The organism is Amycolatopsis sp. NPDC031561 (genome assembly GCF_055580625.1).
Genome location: NZ_JBVILA010000001.1, coordinates 513115 through 528359 on the forward strand (window position 1 = coordinate 513115; position 15245 = coordinate 528359).

15 protein-coding genes are annotated in these 15245 nt (G+C 67.9%); 5 read left to right on the forward strand and 10 right to left on the reverse strand.

Features of this window, described 5'->3' with window-relative positions; all coding sequences use genetic code 11:
- Nucleotides 1-134: 134 nt before the first annotated feature.
- On the reverse strand, nucleotides 135-1856 hold the full coding sequence (locus tag ACZ5IK_RS02495) for a TIGR03767 family metallophosphoesterase (protein WP_465486224.1): 1722 nt from the start codon (nucleotides 1854-1856) through the stop codon (nucleotides 135-137).
- Between the two features lie 172 nt (nucleotides 1857-2028).
- Between ACZ5IK_RS02495 and ACZ5IK_RS02500 the strand changes: the two genes are divergently transcribed.
- A complete protein-coding gene (locus ACZ5IK_RS02500; protein ID WP_410665692.1) occupies nucleotides 2029-2463 on the forward strand; it encodes a hypothetical protein in 435 nt (144 codons plus the stop codon).
- Nucleotides 2464-2829: 366 nt separating this feature from the next.
- On the opposite strand, the gene ACZ5IK_RS02505 is transcribed toward ACZ5IK_RS02500, so the two are convergent.
- Nucleotides 2830-3102, reverse strand: coding sequence for a TetR/AcrR family transcriptional regulator C-terminal domain-containing protein (locus ACZ5IK_RS02505; protein WP_465486225.1), 273 nt, complete (start codon nucleotides 3100-3102; stop codon nucleotides 2830-2832).
- Between ACZ5IK_RS02505 and ACZ5IK_RS02510 the strand changes: the two genes are divergently transcribed.
- Nucleotides 3101-3442 carry a hypothetical protein gene (locus ACZ5IK_RS02510; protein ID WP_465486226.1) on the forward strand — a complete coding sequence of 114 codons (342 nt, stop codon included), beginning with the start codon at nucleotides 3101-3103 and terminating at the stop codon, nucleotides 3440-3442. The two genes, ACZ5IK_RS02505 and ACZ5IK_RS02510, sit on opposite strands and share 2 nt — an antisense overlap.
- On the opposite strand, the gene ACZ5IK_RS02515 is transcribed toward ACZ5IK_RS02510, so the two are convergent.
- Entirely contained in the window at nucleotides 3411-4673 is a 1263-nt protein-coding gene (locus ACZ5IK_RS02515; RefSeq protein WP_465486227.1) for an ABC transporter substrate-binding protein, read from the reverse strand. The genes ACZ5IK_RS02510 and ACZ5IK_RS02515 overlap by 32 nt on opposite strands.
- A 101-nt stretch (nucleotides 4674-4774) precedes the next feature.
- Nucleotides 4775-6412 (reverse strand): long-chain fatty acid--CoA ligase, encoded by a 1638-nt coding sequence (locus tag ACZ5IK_RS02520; protein ID WP_465486228.1) that lies wholly within the window; start codon nucleotides 6410-6412, stop codon nucleotides 4775-4777.
- Between the two features lie 450 nt (nucleotides 6413-6862).
- Here ACZ5IK_RS02520 and mihF point away from each other — a divergent pair, with 450 nt between their 5' ends.
- On the forward strand, nucleotides 6863-7174 hold the full coding sequence (gene mihF, locus ACZ5IK_RS02525; RefSeq protein ID WP_005155963.1) for an integration host factor, actinobacterial type: 312 nt from the start codon (nucleotides 6863-6865) through the stop codon (nucleotides 7172-7174).
- Between the two features lie 107 nt (nucleotides 7175-7281).
- A complete protein-coding gene (locus ACZ5IK_RS02530; protein WP_465486229.1) occupies nucleotides 7282-8430 on the forward strand; it encodes an isochorismate synthase in 1149 nt (382 codons plus the stop codon).
- A gap of 76 nt (nucleotides 8431-8506) precedes the next feature.
- Here ACZ5IK_RS02530 and ACZ5IK_RS02535 read toward each other — a convergent pair whose 3' ends face one another.
- Both ACZ5IK_RS02535 and ACZ5IK_RS02540 read right to left on the reverse strand, forming a co-directional pair.
- Nucleotides 8507-9196, reverse strand: coding sequence for a 4'-phosphopantetheinyl transferase family protein (locus ACZ5IK_RS02535; RefSeq protein WP_465486230.1), 690 nt, complete (start codon nucleotides 9194-9196; stop codon nucleotides 8507-8509).
- Nucleotides 9193-10533 (reverse strand): cation:dicarboxylate symporter family transporter, encoded by a 1341-nt coding sequence (locus tag ACZ5IK_RS02540; protein ID WP_465486231.1) that lies wholly within the window; start codon nucleotides 10531-10533, stop codon nucleotides 9193-9195. Before ACZ5IK_RS02540 ends, ACZ5IK_RS02535 begins: the two co-directional genes overlap by 4 nt.
- Before the next feature lie 126 nt (nucleotides 10534-10659).
- Between ACZ5IK_RS02540 and ACZ5IK_RS02545 the strand changes: the two genes are divergently transcribed.
- A complete protein-coding gene (locus tag ACZ5IK_RS02545) occupies nucleotides 10660-11829 on the forward strand; it encodes an acyl-CoA dehydrogenase family protein (RefSeq protein ID WP_410665700.1) in 1170 nt (389 codons plus the stop codon).
- 77 nt (nucleotides 11830-11906) lie between these two features.
- On the opposite strand, the gene ACZ5IK_RS02550 is transcribed toward ACZ5IK_RS02545, so the two are convergent.
- The 4 genes from ACZ5IK_RS02550 to ACZ5IK_RS02565 are packed head-to-tail and all read right to left on the reverse strand — an operon-like array spanning nucleotide 11907 to nucleotide 15211.
- The gene (locus ACZ5IK_RS02550) at nucleotides 11907-12236 is read right to left on the reverse strand and encodes a hypothetical protein (RefSeq protein WP_101610774.1); all 330 of its coding nucleotides are present in this window, start codon (nucleotides 12234-12236) and stop codon (nucleotides 11907-11909) included.
- A gap of 58 nt (nucleotides 12237-12294) precedes the next feature.
- Nucleotides 12295-12936 (reverse strand): TetR/AcrR family transcriptional regulator, encoded by a 642-nt coding sequence (locus tag ACZ5IK_RS02555; RefSeq protein WP_465486232.1) that lies wholly within the window; start codon nucleotides 12934-12936, stop codon nucleotides 12295-12297.
- Nucleotides 12927-14471, reverse strand: coding sequence for an AMP-binding protein (locus ACZ5IK_RS02560; protein WP_465486233.1), 1545 nt, complete (start codon nucleotides 14469-14471; stop codon nucleotides 12927-12929). Before ACZ5IK_RS02560 ends, ACZ5IK_RS02555 begins: the two co-directional genes overlap by 10 nt.
- Nucleotides 14468-15211 (reverse strand): enoyl-CoA hydratase/isomerase family protein, encoded by a 744-nt coding sequence (locus tag ACZ5IK_RS02565; RefSeq protein WP_410665702.1) that lies wholly within the window; start codon nucleotides 15209-15211, stop codon nucleotides 14468-14470. The genes ACZ5IK_RS02560 and ACZ5IK_RS02565 overlap by 4 nt, the downstream gene beginning before the upstream one ends.
- Nucleotides 15212-15245 lie beyond the last annotated feature (34 nt).

Consider the following 15245-nt stretch of genomic DNA (forward strand, 5'->3'; position numbering starts at 1 on the left):
ACGGTGGCCGGCAAGAAGGCCAGGATCTGTGTCACTTTCGCGACCATCCCCCGCGTTTCGTCCTCTAGTTGCGGTAGTTGCACACGCAAGTACCGCAACTAGAGGACGAAACGCGGGGGGAGACAGGCCGTGGGTCAGGTGAGGGGGTTCGGCAGCAGGAGTTCGGTGTTCTGGTCCTGAGCCGTCCCGACGGCGCCCAGTGAAGCGTGGATGTCGTTGTACGAGAACTCCCGGTACAGCGACGCAAGCGCTTGCGTCGAGGTGTCCGAGTACTCCGCCTCGTACGGCGCTTCGGCTTCGATCAGCGTCGTGAACAGCGACAGCGTGCCGTCGGCGTTGTCGGCGACCTCGATGATTCGCGCGTGCTGCGGGAAGTCGATGTGCGAAGCGGTGTTGATCTCCCAGAAGCCCTGTTTCGCCGTTTTGCCGGGGTGCGGGGTGATCTTGTTGTGGTGCGTGTGCCCGTTGACCCACGCCAGCACGTTCGGGAACCGGTTCAGCAGCGAGACGAACGTGTCGCCGTTGAGCCGCAACTCCAGCGGATGCCGCGCGTCCGGGAGCACGTTGCCCATGGTGTCGCTGGTGTGGTGGCTGAACAGGATGAACAGCTCGTCCGTCACGTTCTGCGTGACCTTGCGGCCGAAGAAGTCGTAGTACACCGAGCTGTTGCGCTTGAGCGTGTTCTCCACCCAGGTGAACTGCCCGAGCCCGATCGACCCGTCCGCGAGTCCGGCCATCGTCGTGGTGTCGAGGCTGATACCGACGACGCCCGGCGCGATGCGGAAGGTGTAGTACACGTTGCGCCCGTCGGCGTTGTTGCCGCTGAACCCGTGGCCGACCGGGCCGGGACCGGTGTTGGCGGTGTCGAGGTGGTGCCGCACGAACTCCGCGGTGCTGAACGGCCGCCGCCGCGCGTCCGGGGTGATCTCGCGGATCGTGCCCGAGCCGCCGAACAGCTCCGTGATCGGGACGCCCGAGCCGGAGCCGATCGCCTTGGCGAGTTTCCGCGACGTCGTCTCGTCCTTGCCGATCACCTTGAAGCGGCCGGTGTACCAGGCGTCCATCCCCGGCAGATCCGGCAGCGTGCCGACGATGCTGTCGTCGTGGTTGCCGAAGGTGCAGAACCACGGGATGTCGAGACCGGGGGAGGTGAAGGTGTTCGAGGCCGCGCCGAGCAGGCCGGGCAGCTGCGGGAAGCCCTTCTTCGTGTAGGCGTCGTCCAGCGTCTTGCCGGGGTTCCAGTAGTGCGAGGACCCGGACGTCTGGACACCTTCGTGCGCGTTCGGGTCGCCGGACGTCGGGTTCACCGTGCCGCCGTTGAGCACCTTGAGGAACCACTCGAGCTCGATCAGCTCGTGGTTGTCGGTGTTGTCACCGGTGGTGACCATGAAATCGATCGCCCGCCCGGTGAACGGGCCCGTCTTCAGGCTGTTCACCCGCTCCACCAGCGCCGTCGTCGCGACCGGGCCGAGCGTCTCCTGCGGCCGGTGCGCCGAGCCGATGAACGGGTGCAGGTATTCGAACCGAGCCGGGCTCTCGGCGTCGGTGAAATGCAGATCGGTGAACTGCGCGAACGACGCCATCGCGCGGCGCCGGTCGTCGCGACCGGACTTCGGCGCGGCGAGGTCGCCCCGGACGACGAGCGGCCAGCCGGGACCCGCCGTCAGCCGCGTGTAGCCGGGACCGCTCTTCAACGGAGCCGCGGCGGATTCCAGCGTGGTGCCCGCGGTGCGCGCCGCGCGGGTCGCGGTGCGTGCCAGCGCCCGGTCGAGCGCGTTGGCGGTCGGGGTGCACAGCAGCAGGCCGACGCCGGCGGCGCCCGCCGCGGTGAAGGTTCGCCTGGAGATGTCGGACATGGCGGTGCCCCTACTCGTCGCGGGTGGGTGTCGCGGAAGGACGATGCCGGACGACGTTAGCCGTGGGGTGAACGCCAGAAAAGGGTAATGCGAAGATTTGTCACGTTCGGCCGAATGCTTTCGTCGCCGTGGTGGTTAAGCTGGTCGCTCGGCTGGTGAGGAGGTGGCCTCGGTGGGTGCTTCGGCATGGTCTGTCCGCGGCCGGTTCGAGGGAGATCCGGAAGCGGCGCTGGACGCGATGAAGGCGCGCGTCTTCGCGGAGGGCGACTACCTCTGGGAAGAGGACGAACTCGGCCGCCCGGATTCGGTCGAGGAGCTGTACGAAATCGAGAGCGTCCAGGAGTCCGGGACCCATTCGGTGCTCGACGTGCACGAGTTCATCAGCGCCACCGGCGAGGACGACTTCGGCACGATCCGGCCCTTGACCGACGCCGAACTCCTCACCGCCTTCGGGACCGAGGAGCCGTCGGTCGCCGGCTTCGACGAACTCGACAAGGCGGGGCAGCTGCCGTACGAACGCCGCCCGCGCTGGAGCGCGAACTGCGCGCTGCTCTACGAGGACGACGTCGCCGTCGAGCTGGCGATCTGGGGCGTCTCCGGCGACTAGAGCCGGGCTTCGCGACACCCGGGATGGCGGCCGCGCACCAACGCCCGAGTCGCACTCCGGCCAGGCGAGCCGAGAGTTGGTTGCCTACCGGCGTCTGGCTGCGGTCGTTCACGGGTCCGGGCCGTGAAGGGCCCCTTGCCTACCTTGACCGTAGTGATGGAGGCCTTCACTACTTTCGTGATCGCCACTTTCACTCCACACGTACCAGCAGTCACAGCGGCCGCGCGTGAAGGCTCCCTTTCCTGGGTTCAGCCGAGAAAACTCGACCACCACGTACTTCAAGCGACCAAGGCGCCGGTATCGAGTGGGTCAGGGTACCGACCTCACCCCTTACGCCTCACCCCTCACGCCTTCAACCTCCGGCGACTAGAGCCGGGCTTCGAGCCCGTCGAGAATGACCTCGACACCCAAGTCGAAGACGTCCTCCCCGCTTTGGCGGGCGAAAGCCTGGCCGAGCCTGCTCACGTGGGGATATGCCGCGAGCCGTTCGAGGAACCCTTCGTCCGGCTTCCGTGCGGGGAGGGTTTCCACCGAGGCGAGCACGTGTGCCGTGAGCAGCCGCGAAATCCCCGCCGTGTCCTCCTCGGAGAAGCCCGCCTCCAGCAGGATCCGCGCGGTCGTCTCGATCGAGGCGAGCATGCGGCTCAAAGGGGTGGAAACCGGCGACGCGCCCGTCTACCTCGGCGCGTTGCGGCTGGTGGGGAACGTCTTCATCGTGGGCAGCCTGCTCGGCCTGCTCGTCTGGTTCCGGTGGCGCTGGCTGTTCTGGCCGGTGCTCGCGGTCAACGTCGGCCAGGCGTTCGGCGTGTACGTCGTGCCGTTCGAGGTGCATCGGGCCGCGATCGACGAACACGGCTGGCCGGGCGTGCTGCCGTCCCTGGTCACCGACGGCGGCGCGGTGATCCTGTCGATCCTGCTGATGGTCGCTTATCTCCGTTCGCGCCGCCTCACGCGGACAGGCGACCCAGTTCGGTTTTGACCGCTTCGACCGCGGCCTTCGTCTCGGCGACCGGATCGGCGCCATCGCGGGCGATCTTGCCCAGCGCGTCGACGAGCGCGGTGTTCGCCGTCGGTGTCCACAGTGGACCGGCGGCGCGGCCGTTCTCCCGGATCAGCTTCGCGGCCTCGGTCCCCGGGGTGGCCTTGCCGAGCACGCTCAGCCGAGCGGGCAGGTGGAAGCCGAACCTGGTGGCGAACTCCTGCTGGAAGTCGGTGCGCTCCAGCCACAGCCATTTGACGAAGTCCTTGGCGGCGTTGGGATTCAGGCTCTTGGAATGCACCATCGCGCTCAACCCGCTGACCGGGACGGACGCCGCGCCCGCCGCGTCGAGCCGGGGGAAGGCCAGGACGCCGAAGTCGTCCTTCATGGTGTCCTGGATCTTCGGCAGGTTCCACAACCAGGTCCACTGCATGGCGGCGAGCCCGTCGATGAACGGGATCGGATCGGCCCAGTCCGTCGATGCGCCGAGCAGCAGCGAACCGTTGAGGTCATGGAGTTTCGCGAACGCTGTCGCGGCACGGGGATCGTCGAAGCCGACGGTCTTGCCGTCCTTGAGGTAGTCGAGTCCGGCGGCCCACAGCAGCGGCCCGGCGAGTGCCGCCGCGCCCGCGTCGTTGCCTGCGAACAGCCCTTTGACGCCGTCCTTGGAGAGTTTCCTCGCCGCGTCGACGAGCTCGTCGAGCGTCTGCGGCGGCTGAACCCCGGCCTCCTGCAGGAAACTCTTGCGGTAGAAGAGAACCTGGGTGTCGAGTGACTGCGGGATGCCGTAGAGCTTGCCGTCGACGGTCTGCGCCGCGAGCACGGACTGGTTGAAGTCGTTGCGCACGGGCCCGATGACGTCGTCGAGCGGGACGAGGAGGTTCTGCCGGACCCGGTCGACGGTGACGTGGCCTTCGAAAACGTCCGGAACCGGTCCGGCCTGCAGCGCGGCGTTCAGTTTCGTTTCGTAGTCGTCGGGATTCCACTGCACCGCGACCTTGGACTTCTGGTACGCGGCCGCGTAGCGCGTGACGGCTTCCTGGACACCGGCTTCGGGATACGGGTGGTACCACTGCGCGAGGTCCACCGGCTTCGGTTTCGGCCGGGTCACCCCGGCGGAGTAGGCCGTCGAGGGAGGCGGGCTTCCTGATTGGACGGTGTTCGACCCGCAGGCGGACAGCACGGTCGTCCCCGCCAGTGCCAGGAACGCGCGCCTGCTTGTCTTACGCACCAACAGAACCCTTCGTCGAACGCCGTGAAGGCCATCTTGTGGGAACTAGCGTCCCTCAAGATGGCCTTCACGGAAGGGCAGGCGCGCGGGAGATTAACCCGTTAGAGCTGACTGATGTCGAGCTTTCCCTCGGAGTGGAACGCCCGCAGCCGCTTCTTGTCGAACTTGCCGACGCTCGTCTTGGGGACTTCGTCCACAAAGGTCCAATTCTCCGGAAGCTGCCACTTCGCGACCTTGTCGGACAGGAACTCGCGCAGTTCCTCGGCCGTGACGGTCTGGCCTTCCTTGACCACGACGGCGACCAGCGGGCGCTCGTCCCACTTCTCGTCGGGGATGCCGACCACGGCCGCCTCGGCCACCGCGGGGTGGGCCATCACCTGGTTTTCCAGGTCCACCGAGGAGATCCACTCGCCGCCGGACTTGATGACGTCCTTCGCGCGGTCGGTCAGCGTGAGGTAGCCGTCCGGGCTGATCTTGCCGACGTCGCCGGTGCGCAGCCAGCCGTCGTGGAACTTCTCCGGGTCGGGCTCGTCACCGGTCGTGCCGCTGTAGTACGACGCCGCGATCCACGGTCCCTGCACCTCGAGCTCGCCGACGCTTTCGTTGTCCCACGGCAGTTCCTCGCCGTTGTCGCCGATCAGCCGGGCGCTGACGGACGCGGGGAACCGGCCCTGCGTGTAGCGGTACTCCCACGCCTTCTCGCCGGTCGCGGCGGCGGGCGGACGCGCGACGCTGCCCAGCGGCGACGTCTCGGTCATGCCCCAGGCGTGCAGGATCGGCACGTTGTAGCGGTCTTCGAACGCGTGCATCAGCGACGGCGGTGCGGCCGAGCCGCCGACGACGACCTCGCGCAGATGCGAGATGTCCTGCGGGTTCGCGTCGAGGTGCGAGAGCAGGCCCTGCCAGATCGTCGGGACGGCGCCGGCGAAGGTCGGCTTCTCGGCGTCGAGCATCTGGGCGATGGGAGCGGGCTGGAGGAAGCGGTCCGGCATCAGCAGCGAGGCGCCGACCATCAGCGCGGCGTACGGCATGCCCCAGGCCATCGCGTGGAACATCGGGACGATCGCCAGGGCCTTGTCGTGCTGGGCCAGCCGCATGCTGTCGGTCATGGTGACCTGCATCGAGTGCAGCCAGATCGACCGGTGGGAGTACGCGACGCCCTTGGGGTCACCCGTGGTGCCCGAGGTGTAACACATCGCGGCGGCCGAACGCTCGTCCACGTCGGGCCAGTCGAAGGTGTCCGGCTGGCCGGCCAGCAGCTCGCTGTACGAGTGCACCTGGACGCCGTCGGGCGCCGGGAGGGTGGAGGCGTCGCCGTTGGCCACGATGACGTGACGCACGGTCTTCAGCTCGGGCAGCTGCTTGGCCAGCAGCGGGACCAGCGTGCCGTCGACGATGACGACCTGGTCCTCGGCGTGGTTGGCGACGAAGACCAGCTGCTCGGGGAAGAGCCGGATGTTCAGCGTGTGCAGCACCGCGCCCATGGCGGGAATCGCCAGGTAGGCGGCCATGTGCTCGGCGTTGTTCCACATGAAGGTGCCGACGCGCTGGTCGCCGGTGATGCCCAGGCTCCGGAGGGCGTTCGCCAGGCGAGCAGCGTGTTTGCCGAGCTCACCGTAGGTCTCACGACGGGCTTCTGAACCGGTCCAGGTGATGACTTCGCTCTCGGAGTGCACCGTGGTGCCGTGGCGGAGCAGCCTGCCCAGTGACAGCTGTCCGTCCTGCATCGTGCTCAACATCGTGTACTCCCGTGGTGCTCGTTCTCCGGTGAACTGGGGTTGGGCCGACTCTAATCCGGGTCGGGTGAACTGGTCAGTAACCTCGCAGGCAACCGTTCGGTCACAGTGTCGCGCTAACGGGTGTTCGCCGGTTCGGGTCAAGATCATCAATAATTCGTATTTTTCCTGCCATGAAACGAAAAATGGCTAACAGTGCGAAGTGGTGACATCGCTCATAAGGGTGATGAACGCCATCGAATCGCCGCCCGAATGGCGTGTTTCCGCAGGCTGGGGCGGGTTGCCCAGGTTGTGGTCGAGGGGTAATAAGTGCGTGTCGGTTTCACGGTCGCGGAACGGGTGGCGTTTACTGGGGCCGTGGTACAGAGACGGCTGGCCAGCGCTTGCTCTCGCAAGCATGGTTAAAGGCCGTCGGCCGCGAAAGCGGAGACCTGAGATGAAAGGACTACTACGTTGGCTCTGCCCACGTTGACTCCGGAGCAGCGCGCCGATGCCCTCGCCAAGGCGGCTGAGGCTCGCAAGGCGCGCTCCGAGCTGCTTGCGTCGATCAAGTCCGGCAAGGAGAGCATCGACAAGGTGCTCAAGCAGGCCAAGGAGAACAAGACCATCGGCAAGACGAAGGTCACGCAGCTGCTGAAGGCCGTGCCCGGCCTGGGCGCGGTCAAGGTCGCCGCCCTGCTGGAGCAGGCCGGGATCGACCCTGACCGGCGTGCAGCCGGTCTGGGTGAGCGGCAGCGCGAGGCCCTCCTCGAGGCGCTGAAGTAACGCTTCCGCCCAGGTCACGGGCTGTCCAGGGGAAGGTGCTGCCCGAGAGGCTGTTGCCCGGGCAACACTTTCCCCTGGTCTCAGCCGGAGCCTGGGACGCTGGTGGGGTGACGACCAGTACCGCACCGGCGACCCCGGCAGACCTGGCCGCCCGCTACGAGCGGGGCGACTTTCTCCTGGCCACGGCACGGCACGCGCTCCTCGCGAGCGGGGCCGCGGCCACCGCGACCGACACCGATCCGGTGCGGCTGTCCCGGGCACTTCCGGGGCTGTTCGCCGGCACCGGCGCTCCGATCGCGGTCGGCGTGCTGCCCTTCGACACCAGCGAGGGCACGTCGACGCCTGGTCACCTGGTCTTGCCCCGCGCCGTGCACCGCGCGTCGTCCGACCGCGGGGCCGTACCGCCGCGCACCGCGCTCCCGCAGCCGGTCGAGGTCACTTCCGTGCCCGAACCGGAGGCGCATCTGGCCGCCGTCCGCGCGGCCGTCTCGGCGCTGAGCGACCGGGACCTGCGCAAGGTCGTCCTGGCCCGCGCGCTCGATCTCGACTTCTCCGAAGCCGTTCCGGTCGCCGACGTCGTCCGGAACCTGGCGAACGGCAACCCCCGCCACACCACCTACGGCGCGCAGCTGCCCGGCGGGCGCACGCTCGTCGGCGCCACCCCCGAACTCCTGCTGTCCCGCACCGGCGGCGCCGTGCTGTCCCGGCCGCATGCCGGGTCGATGCCCCGTTCGGCGGACCCGGCGATCGACAAGGCCCATGGTGAGGCGCTCCTGGCGTCCGAAAAGGACCACCTCGAACACGCCGTGGTGGTGGAGTCCGTCGTCGAGATCCTGCGGCCCTTCTGCCGGACCCTCGACGTCCGCGGTCCCGAGCTGGTCTCGACGCCGGCGATCTGGCACCTTTCGACGACCGTCACCGGCGAACTGATCGACCAGGACGTCACCGCGCTGGACCTCGCCGCCGCGCTGCATCCGACACCCGCGGTCTGCGGCACGCCGACCGGCGCCGCGCGCTCGCTGGTGGGAGAACTCGAGCCGTTCGATCGCGCGTACTACGCGGGCGCCGTCGGCTGGGTCGACGCGGCCGGGGACGGCGAGTGGGCCGTCGGGATCCGGTGCGCGGAGATCGCCGACACGTCCATGCGGCTGTACGCCGGTGGCGGCATCGTCCCCGCTTCCGACCCTCAGACCGAACTCGACGAGACCTCGGCGAAGTTCCGCACCCTGCTGGCCGCCATGGGCCTGGAGATCTGACCCCCTTCGCGTTTCGTCCTCTAGTTGCGGTCCTTGCGCGTGCAACTACCGCAACTAGAGGACGAAACGCGGGGGGTCAGAGGGTCACGAAGTCTTCGGTCACCGAGATCTCGTCGGACGTCAGCAGCGCGACGGCGGCCCGGTAGCCCTCGGCCGCCTTCAGGTCCGCGAGCCGCGTCCGTTCCGGGTCGAGGGCCGGGTGACTCGAGCGTGCCAACCGCGCCTGCTCGTCGTACCCGGAGAACGTGATGCTCTGCAGCGGGATCTTGAGGCCCTTCCCGGTGGCCTTCATGACGGCTTCCTTGCGCGTCCAGTACGTGAAGAACGCCGTCGCGCGCTCCTCGTCGAGCAGGCCGGAGATCGCGGCCTGCTCGGTCGGGGTCAGCGCGTACTCCATGAGCGAGTCTTCGGCCCGCCTGGTGGCGGTCTCGACGTCGAGACCGACCGGCGTCCCCGCGGTGGCCGCGACGCCGATGAGGTCGCCGGAATGCGAGATCGACAGCATCAGCGGCGCGCCGGGCACCCGGGGGCGGCCGTGCGGTTTGCCGCAGTCATCGCAGGTCGCGTCGAACTTCACGTCCTCGACGGCGAGGCCGAGGCGTTCGGCGGTGACGGTTTTCGCCAGCACTCGGCCGGTCAGGAACCGGCGCTTGTCGATGTCCTGACGGTAGCTCTCGTACCGGCCTTGCTCGAGTTCGTCGAGCAGGGCCAGGAACCGGGGTTCAGTGGGCAGGGGCGGGGACCAGCGGACCGCACATTCGATCACACCTCCTTCTTACCCGATTCGACGCTGGCATTACTCGAATGTTCGTCAAGCAGCGTCGCTTCGTCGAAGGGCGACTGGCCGTCCAGGGTCCGGTCCAGCTGCTCGCGGTCGATCTCCTTGGTCCAGGTGCCGATCAGCACGGTCGCGACGGCGTTGCCCGCGAAGTTCGTCAGCGCGCGGGCCTCGGACATGAACCGGTCGATGCCGACGATGAACCCGACGCCGTCCACCAGCTCCGGACGATGCGACGACAGCCCGCCCGCCAGCGTCGCGAGCCCCGCGCCGGTGACCCCGGCGGCGCCCTTCGACGCGATGATCATGAACACCAGCAACGAGATCTGCTCGCCGATGGTCAGCGGTTTGTCGAGCGCGTCCGCGATGAAGATGGACGCCATCGTCAGGTAGATCGCGGTGCCGTCGAGGTTGAACGAGTACCCGGTCGGCACGGTGATGCCGACCACGGATTTGGAGACCCCGGCGTGCTCCATCTTCGCGATCAGCCGCGGCAGCGCCGATTCCGACGACGACGTCGACAGGATCAGCAGGAACTCGCGGCCGAGGTACTTCAGCAGCTTGAAGATGTTGACCTTGGCCAGCAGGCCGATGATCAGCCCGAGCACCACGAACACGAACAGCGCGCAGGTGATGTAGAAGCCGAGCATGATCACCGCGAGGCTCTGCAGCGCCTTCCAGCCGGTCTCGCCGACGACGGCGGCGATCGCGCCGAACGCGCCGACCGGGGCCGCCCACATGATCATCGCGAGGATCCGGAACACGAGCCGCTGGATGTGCTCGATGCCGCGGCGGATCGGCTCGCCCTTGGTGCCGAGCTTCTGCAGCGCGAACCCGGCGAGCAGCGCGACCAGCAGCGTCTGCAGCACCTCGCCCTCGGTGAACGCCGAGACCAGTGTCTTCGGGATGATCCCGAGCAGGAACTCGACGGTGCCTTCGCTCTTGGCGATCTGGTCCTGGCCCTTTTCGGCGATCTCGGGGGTCAGGTGCAGGCCGGTGCCCGGCTGGAGGATGTTGCCGACGACCAGGCCGATGACCAGCGCGACCGTCGACATCACGAGGAAGTAGCCGATCGCGAGCCCGCCGACGCGGCCGACCTTCGCCGCCTTCGCCACGGAGCCGACGCCGAGCACGATCGTGCAGAAGATGATCGGCGAGATCATCATCTTGATCAGGTTCACGAACCCGGTCCCGAGCGGCTTCAGTTCCTTGCCCAGCGCGGGGAACAGGATGCCGACCGCGATGCCGAGCGCCACCGCCACGATGACGGCGATGTAGAGGTAATGGGTCCGGTCCCGCTTCGCCGCGGGTGCTTCCGTGCTCATGGGTGCCCTTCGACGAGACGAGAACAGGTTGCGAAAACTTATGACAACTTCTCGGCGAACGACAACCGAAGCGGTACGCTGAGCTAAGCGAGCGCTTAGTCAATGCCGAACAGGAGCGGGCTGACCATGGATTTCTCTCTGAGCGTCGAGGAACGCGAGGTGCGCGACTGGGTCCGCACGTTCGTCCAGCGCGACCTGATGCCACGTGAGCAGGAGGTGCTGCGCCGCGAACGAGCCGGTCAGCCCGGCCTGACCTCAGACGAGCTGCGCGAACTGCAGCTGAAGGCCAAGGAGTCCGGCTTCTGGGGTGTGCAGACGCCCGAGGAGTACGGCGGAATGGGCCTGTCCGCGGTGATGACCGCGTTGCTGGAGGCCGAGCTCGGCCGCACGTTCGTGCCGTTCCGCTTCGGCGGCGCCGCGGACAACATCCTGTACTACGCCAACGACGAGCAGAAGGAGCGCTACCTGCTCCCGACGATCTCGGGCGAGCGCAAGTCGTGCTTCGCGATCACCGAACCCGGCGCGGGCTCGGACGCCAAGGCCATCCGGACGACCGCCCGCAAGGACGGCACCGACTGGGTCATCAACGGCGAGAAGACCTTCATCACCGGCGGCAACGAGGCCGACTTCGTGATGGTGTTCGCGATCACCGACCCCGAGAAGGGCGCGAACGGCGGCGTCACCTGCTTCCTCGTCGACCGCGACGCGGGCTGGAAGTCCGAATACATCGACACCATGGGCGAATGGGGCCCGGCGGCGCTCGTCTTCGAGGACGTCCGCGTGCCGGAGACCCAGATCCTCGGCGAACTCGGCCACGGCTTCGACCTGGCCATGCAGTGGATCGGCGCCGGCCGCTACCTGCTGCCCGCCCGCGCGATCGGCTCGTGCGAACGGCTGATCTCGATGGCCATCGAGCACGCCAACACCCGGGAGACGTTCGGGCAGAAGATCGCCGAGCGCCAGGCCATCCAGTGGATGATCGCGGACTCCGGCACCGAGCTGGAGGCGCTGCGCTGGCTGGTGCTGCACGCCGCCTGGCAGGTCGACCAGAAGCTGGACTCGCGGCACGCGCAGTCGATGGCGAAGCTGTACGGCGGGGTGAAGGCGAACGAGATCGTCGACCGCGTCCTGCAGATCCACGGCGGAATGGGCTACACGCGGGAACTGCCGGTCGAGCGGTGGTACCGCGAACTGCGGCTGCTGCGGATCTACGAGGGCACCGACGAGATCCAGCGCCGGACCATCGCGCGGAACCTGCTGAAGGGGCACGTCAAGGTCGGGGGCACCCTCGGCTGAGGCGTGCGGCACATGTAATGAACGGGACTTTCCTTGCAAAATTCGCAAGGAAAGTCCCGTTCATTACGTCAGCGGCCCTAGTCGTCGTCCTTCTTGCCCCGCATCGCGATCGGGACCCCGGCCAGGTCCTCCTCGTTGCAGAGAAGCTTCACGTCGTAATACGGCGAACCCTGGCGGTCGTCATAGTCGAGATGGACGGCCAGCACATCGACCGGTTCCCCGAGCCACTCCTGAGCCTGGCGTAGCCATGTCGCGCACCGTTCGAGGGCCGTGGGCAGGTCGTCGTCGCGGAATCCCACCGGGCGGTAGGGGACGTCCTGCACCTGATCACGGGGGTTCGAAGGCACCGGCAACGCCGGCGAGAGACCCGAGTCGTCCAGTTCGAGTTGGATCGTTTGCTCAGTCACCCTTCGAGCGTCCCCCAGAGAAGCCGTCTGAGCAAGGCGTACCGTCCTAAAGTCGCCGCTAAACGGGCACTCGCCACACTCCCGAGACCACTTCACGGCAGTTTTGCAGTGCCGTGACATCCAGATGACGTTCACAGGCGAGCGCCCGCAGGGCCAGTTCCGCGTAATGCGAGGCCAGCTGGTCCAGGGTGAGCGGCCCGCTCGGTGAATACCAGCGCGCGACCCCGCTGCACATCTCCACCAGTGCGAGCCGGGTGACCGAAGGCTGATCCGTGTGGAAGACACCCGCCGCGACACCGTCTTCGATGGCGTCCGCCCACAGTCTTTCGTAGGCGTCGCGCAGCTCCACCACTTCGGCCCTGGCGCCGGGGGTGAGCGCGTGCACCTCGTTGTCCACCACGCGGGTGTCGTCCGGCTGGATGGCGTGCGCGAGGACGTGCAGCGCCACCAGGGATCCGAGCCGCGACACGGGATCGGCCAGCCCGGCGGTCGCCTGCTCGGCCGCGTCGAGCAGCCGCCGCAGCGACTCGTTCATGATGGCCACCAGCAGGTCTTCCTTGGTGCCCATGTAGTGGTACAGGCTGGCCGACGACAGCTCCGCCTCCTGGGCGAGGTCCCGGATGCCGGTGCCGTGGAAACCCTTGGTGGCGAACAGTTTCACCGCGGCCTGGCGGACCCTTTCGCGGGTGCTCACAACCATGTTTCGGTGGTCCTGTCCCACGAACCGGCACGGAGGTCTTCCGTCTTCTTCAGCTCGCCCTTGGCGACCCGCTCCGACGGCGTCATCGGCAGTTCATCCGCGAAGGTCCAGAACCGGGGAACCTTGAAGTAGGCCAGTTTCGCCGAGCAGAACTCCGCCAGTTCGGCCGGTTCGCACTGGTGGCCCTCGTTTTCGTCGAGGACGAGGTACGCCTTGACCTCCTCGCCGCGGAGCTCGTCCGGCACCGCGACGACGGCGGCGAGCTTGACCGCCGGATGCAGCTGCAGTGCCCGTTCGACCTCGTCGGCGGAGATGTTCTCGCCGCTGCGGCGGATCATGTCCTTGGTGCGGCCCACGTAGTACACGCGGCCTTCTTCGTCCATTGTGGCCAGATCGCCGGTGTGGAACCAGCCGCCGTCGAACGCGCGCCTGGTCGCTTCGAGGTCGTCGTGGTAGCCGTGCATCAGCCCGACCCCGCGGATCAGCAGCTCCCCGGTTTCCCCGCGCGGCAGGGGTTTGCCGTCGGCGTCCGCGATCATCACCTCGCGCGTCGGCGCGGGCCTGCCGAGGCAACCGGTGCCGATCGTCTCTGCGTGATCCGCCGGGTACATCCGGATGTCGCCGCCGGTTTCGGTCATGCCGAAGGCCTCGTACCAAGGCGTGTCCCAGCGCGCTTCGAGCGCGGCGTGCAGGTCTCGCGGGATGGCCGACGCGCAGATCGCGCGGACCTGGTGTGCCTTGTCCAGCTCGCTTTCCGGCTGGCGCAGCAGCAGCGTGGGCATCAGGCCGAGGCAATAGAACCAGGTGACGCCGTGTTCGCGGACCTTCTCCCAGAACGTGGACGGATGGAACCTGTCGAGCACCACCAGGGTCGCGCCGCCCGCGAGCCCCAGCGCGACGTTCCACTGTGGATCGATGTAGTGGAACGGCTGCGCGGTCAGGATGACGTCGTCCGCGCCGACCATGGGGAATTCCGTGGCCAGGCTGATCGCCAGCGTCGTCCAGTACCGGTTCGGCAGGACGCAGCCCTTGGGGGCGCCCGTGGTGCCGGAGGTGTACTGGATGTTGACCGGGCGTTCGCCTTCGCTGGTGAAGGCCGGGCCACCGCCGGAGCCGGTGAGTTCTCCGGGTGTCAGCACTCGCCTCAGCGAGGTCTCCGGCGCGATCTTGTGCAGCAATTCCAGGAATTCTTCGGCCGCGACGGCGAATTTCGCGCCGGAATGCCGGAGCACGTGGGCGCCGTCGAATTCGCGATAGCCGGTGTTGACCGGCACGAGCACGCCGCCGATCTTGGCCAAGGCCAGCCACAACAACGGGAACTCGGGCTGGTTCCGCAGCATCACCGCGACCCTGTCGCCCGGCTCCACGCCGAGGTCCAGCAACGCGTTGGCGAACTCCGTGCTGCGCGCGTCGACGTCGGCGAAGGTGAAGCGCTCACCGGTGGAGTCGAAGATCCACGCCGTTTTGCCCGGCCAGAGCGCGGCGGCCCGGCTGGTCAGCCCGAGGAGGGTGTCGATCCCGGCGAGCGAGGTCATGTCCGGCTCCGGAACGCTTCGGCCGACGCGAGGACGGCGGCGGAGTGCTCGGTGATCAGCGCGTGGCTGACTTCGAGTTCGAGCGCGGCGTCGAGCGAACTGTCGATGCCGGAATCGAGGGCGCGTTTGGCCATCGTGGCCGCGGCGGCCGGATGGGCGGCGATCCGGGCCGCCCAGTCGAGCGCGGTGTCCATCAGGTCGTCGGCGGGCAGCACGGCGTTGACCAGGCCGAGTTCGTGCGCCTTGGCGCCGCTCACGCGTTCGCCCAGCAGCAGGAGTTCCTTGGCCTTGAGCGGGCCGACCAGCAGCGGCAGCAGCCGCGACGCCGCACCCGTGACGCTCAGGCCGAGCGAGACCTCGGGGAAGGCGAACACCGCGTCCTCGGCGGCGAGGATCAGGTCGCAGCCCATCGCGAACTCGGCCCCCGCGCCGATCGCGTACCCGTGGACCGCGGCGATGACGGGCTGACGCAGCCCGCGAAGGCGGCGCGTCACGTCCTGTAGCCGGTCGAGCCTGGGGCGTGAATCACCCTCCGGGGTGGGCTCCTTGAGGTCGTGACCGGCGCAGAACGCGCGCCCCCGGCCGGCGAGCACGACCGCCCGCGCGTCCGAGTTCGCGGCCGCGTCGAGTGCTTCCAGCAGGTCGTCGACCAGTTCCGCGACCACCGCGTTGAGCCGTTCGGGGCGGTTCAGCCAGATCACGCAGATGCCGTCGTCGAGTGCGTAGTCCACGGTGCTCATGTCCCCGAGCCTAGACGACCGATCGATCGATCGA

What these genes read in the sequence shown, in the direction of transcription:
- ACZ5IK_RS02495 (WP_465486224.1), bottom strand. Translation starts at nt 1,856, where the DNA reads ATGTCCGACATCTCCAGGCGAACCTTCACCGCGGCGGGCGCCGCCGGC.
- ACZ5IK_RS02520 (WP_465486228.1), bottom strand. Translation starts at nt 6,412, where the DNA reads ATGTTGAGCACGATGCAGGACGGACAGCTGTCACTGGGCAGGCTGCTC.
- ACZ5IK_RS02505 (WP_465486225.1), bottom strand. Translation starts at nt 3,102, where the DNA reads ATGCTCGCCTCGATCGAGACGACCGCGCGGATCCTGCTGGAGGCGGGC.
- ACZ5IK_RS02545 (WP_410665700.1), top strand. Translation starts at nt 10,660, where the DNA reads ATGGATTTCTCTCTGAGCGTCGAGGAACGCGAGGTGCGCGACTGGGTC.
- ACZ5IK_RS02560 (WP_465486233.1), bottom strand. Translation starts at nt 14,471, where the DNA reads ATGACCTCGCTCGCCGGGATCGACACCCTCCTCGGGCTGACCAGCCGG.
- ACZ5IK_RS02510 (WP_465486226.1), top strand. Translation starts at nt 3,101, where the DNA reads ATGCGGCTCAAAGGGGTGGAAACCGGCGACGCGCCCGTCTACCTCGGC.
- ACZ5IK_RS02540 (WP_465486231.1), bottom strand. Translation starts at nt 10,533, where the DNA reads ATGAGCACGGAAGCACCCGCGGCGAAGCGGGACCGGACCCATTACCTC.
- ACZ5IK_RS02555 (WP_465486232.1), bottom strand. Translation starts at nt 12,936, where the DNA reads ATGGTTGTGAGCACCCGCGAAAGGGTCCGCCAGGCCGCGGTGAAACTG.
- ACZ5IK_RS02565 (WP_410665702.1), bottom strand. Translation starts at nt 15,211, where the DNA reads ATGAGCACCGTGGACTACGCACTCGACGACGGCATCTGCGTGATCTGG.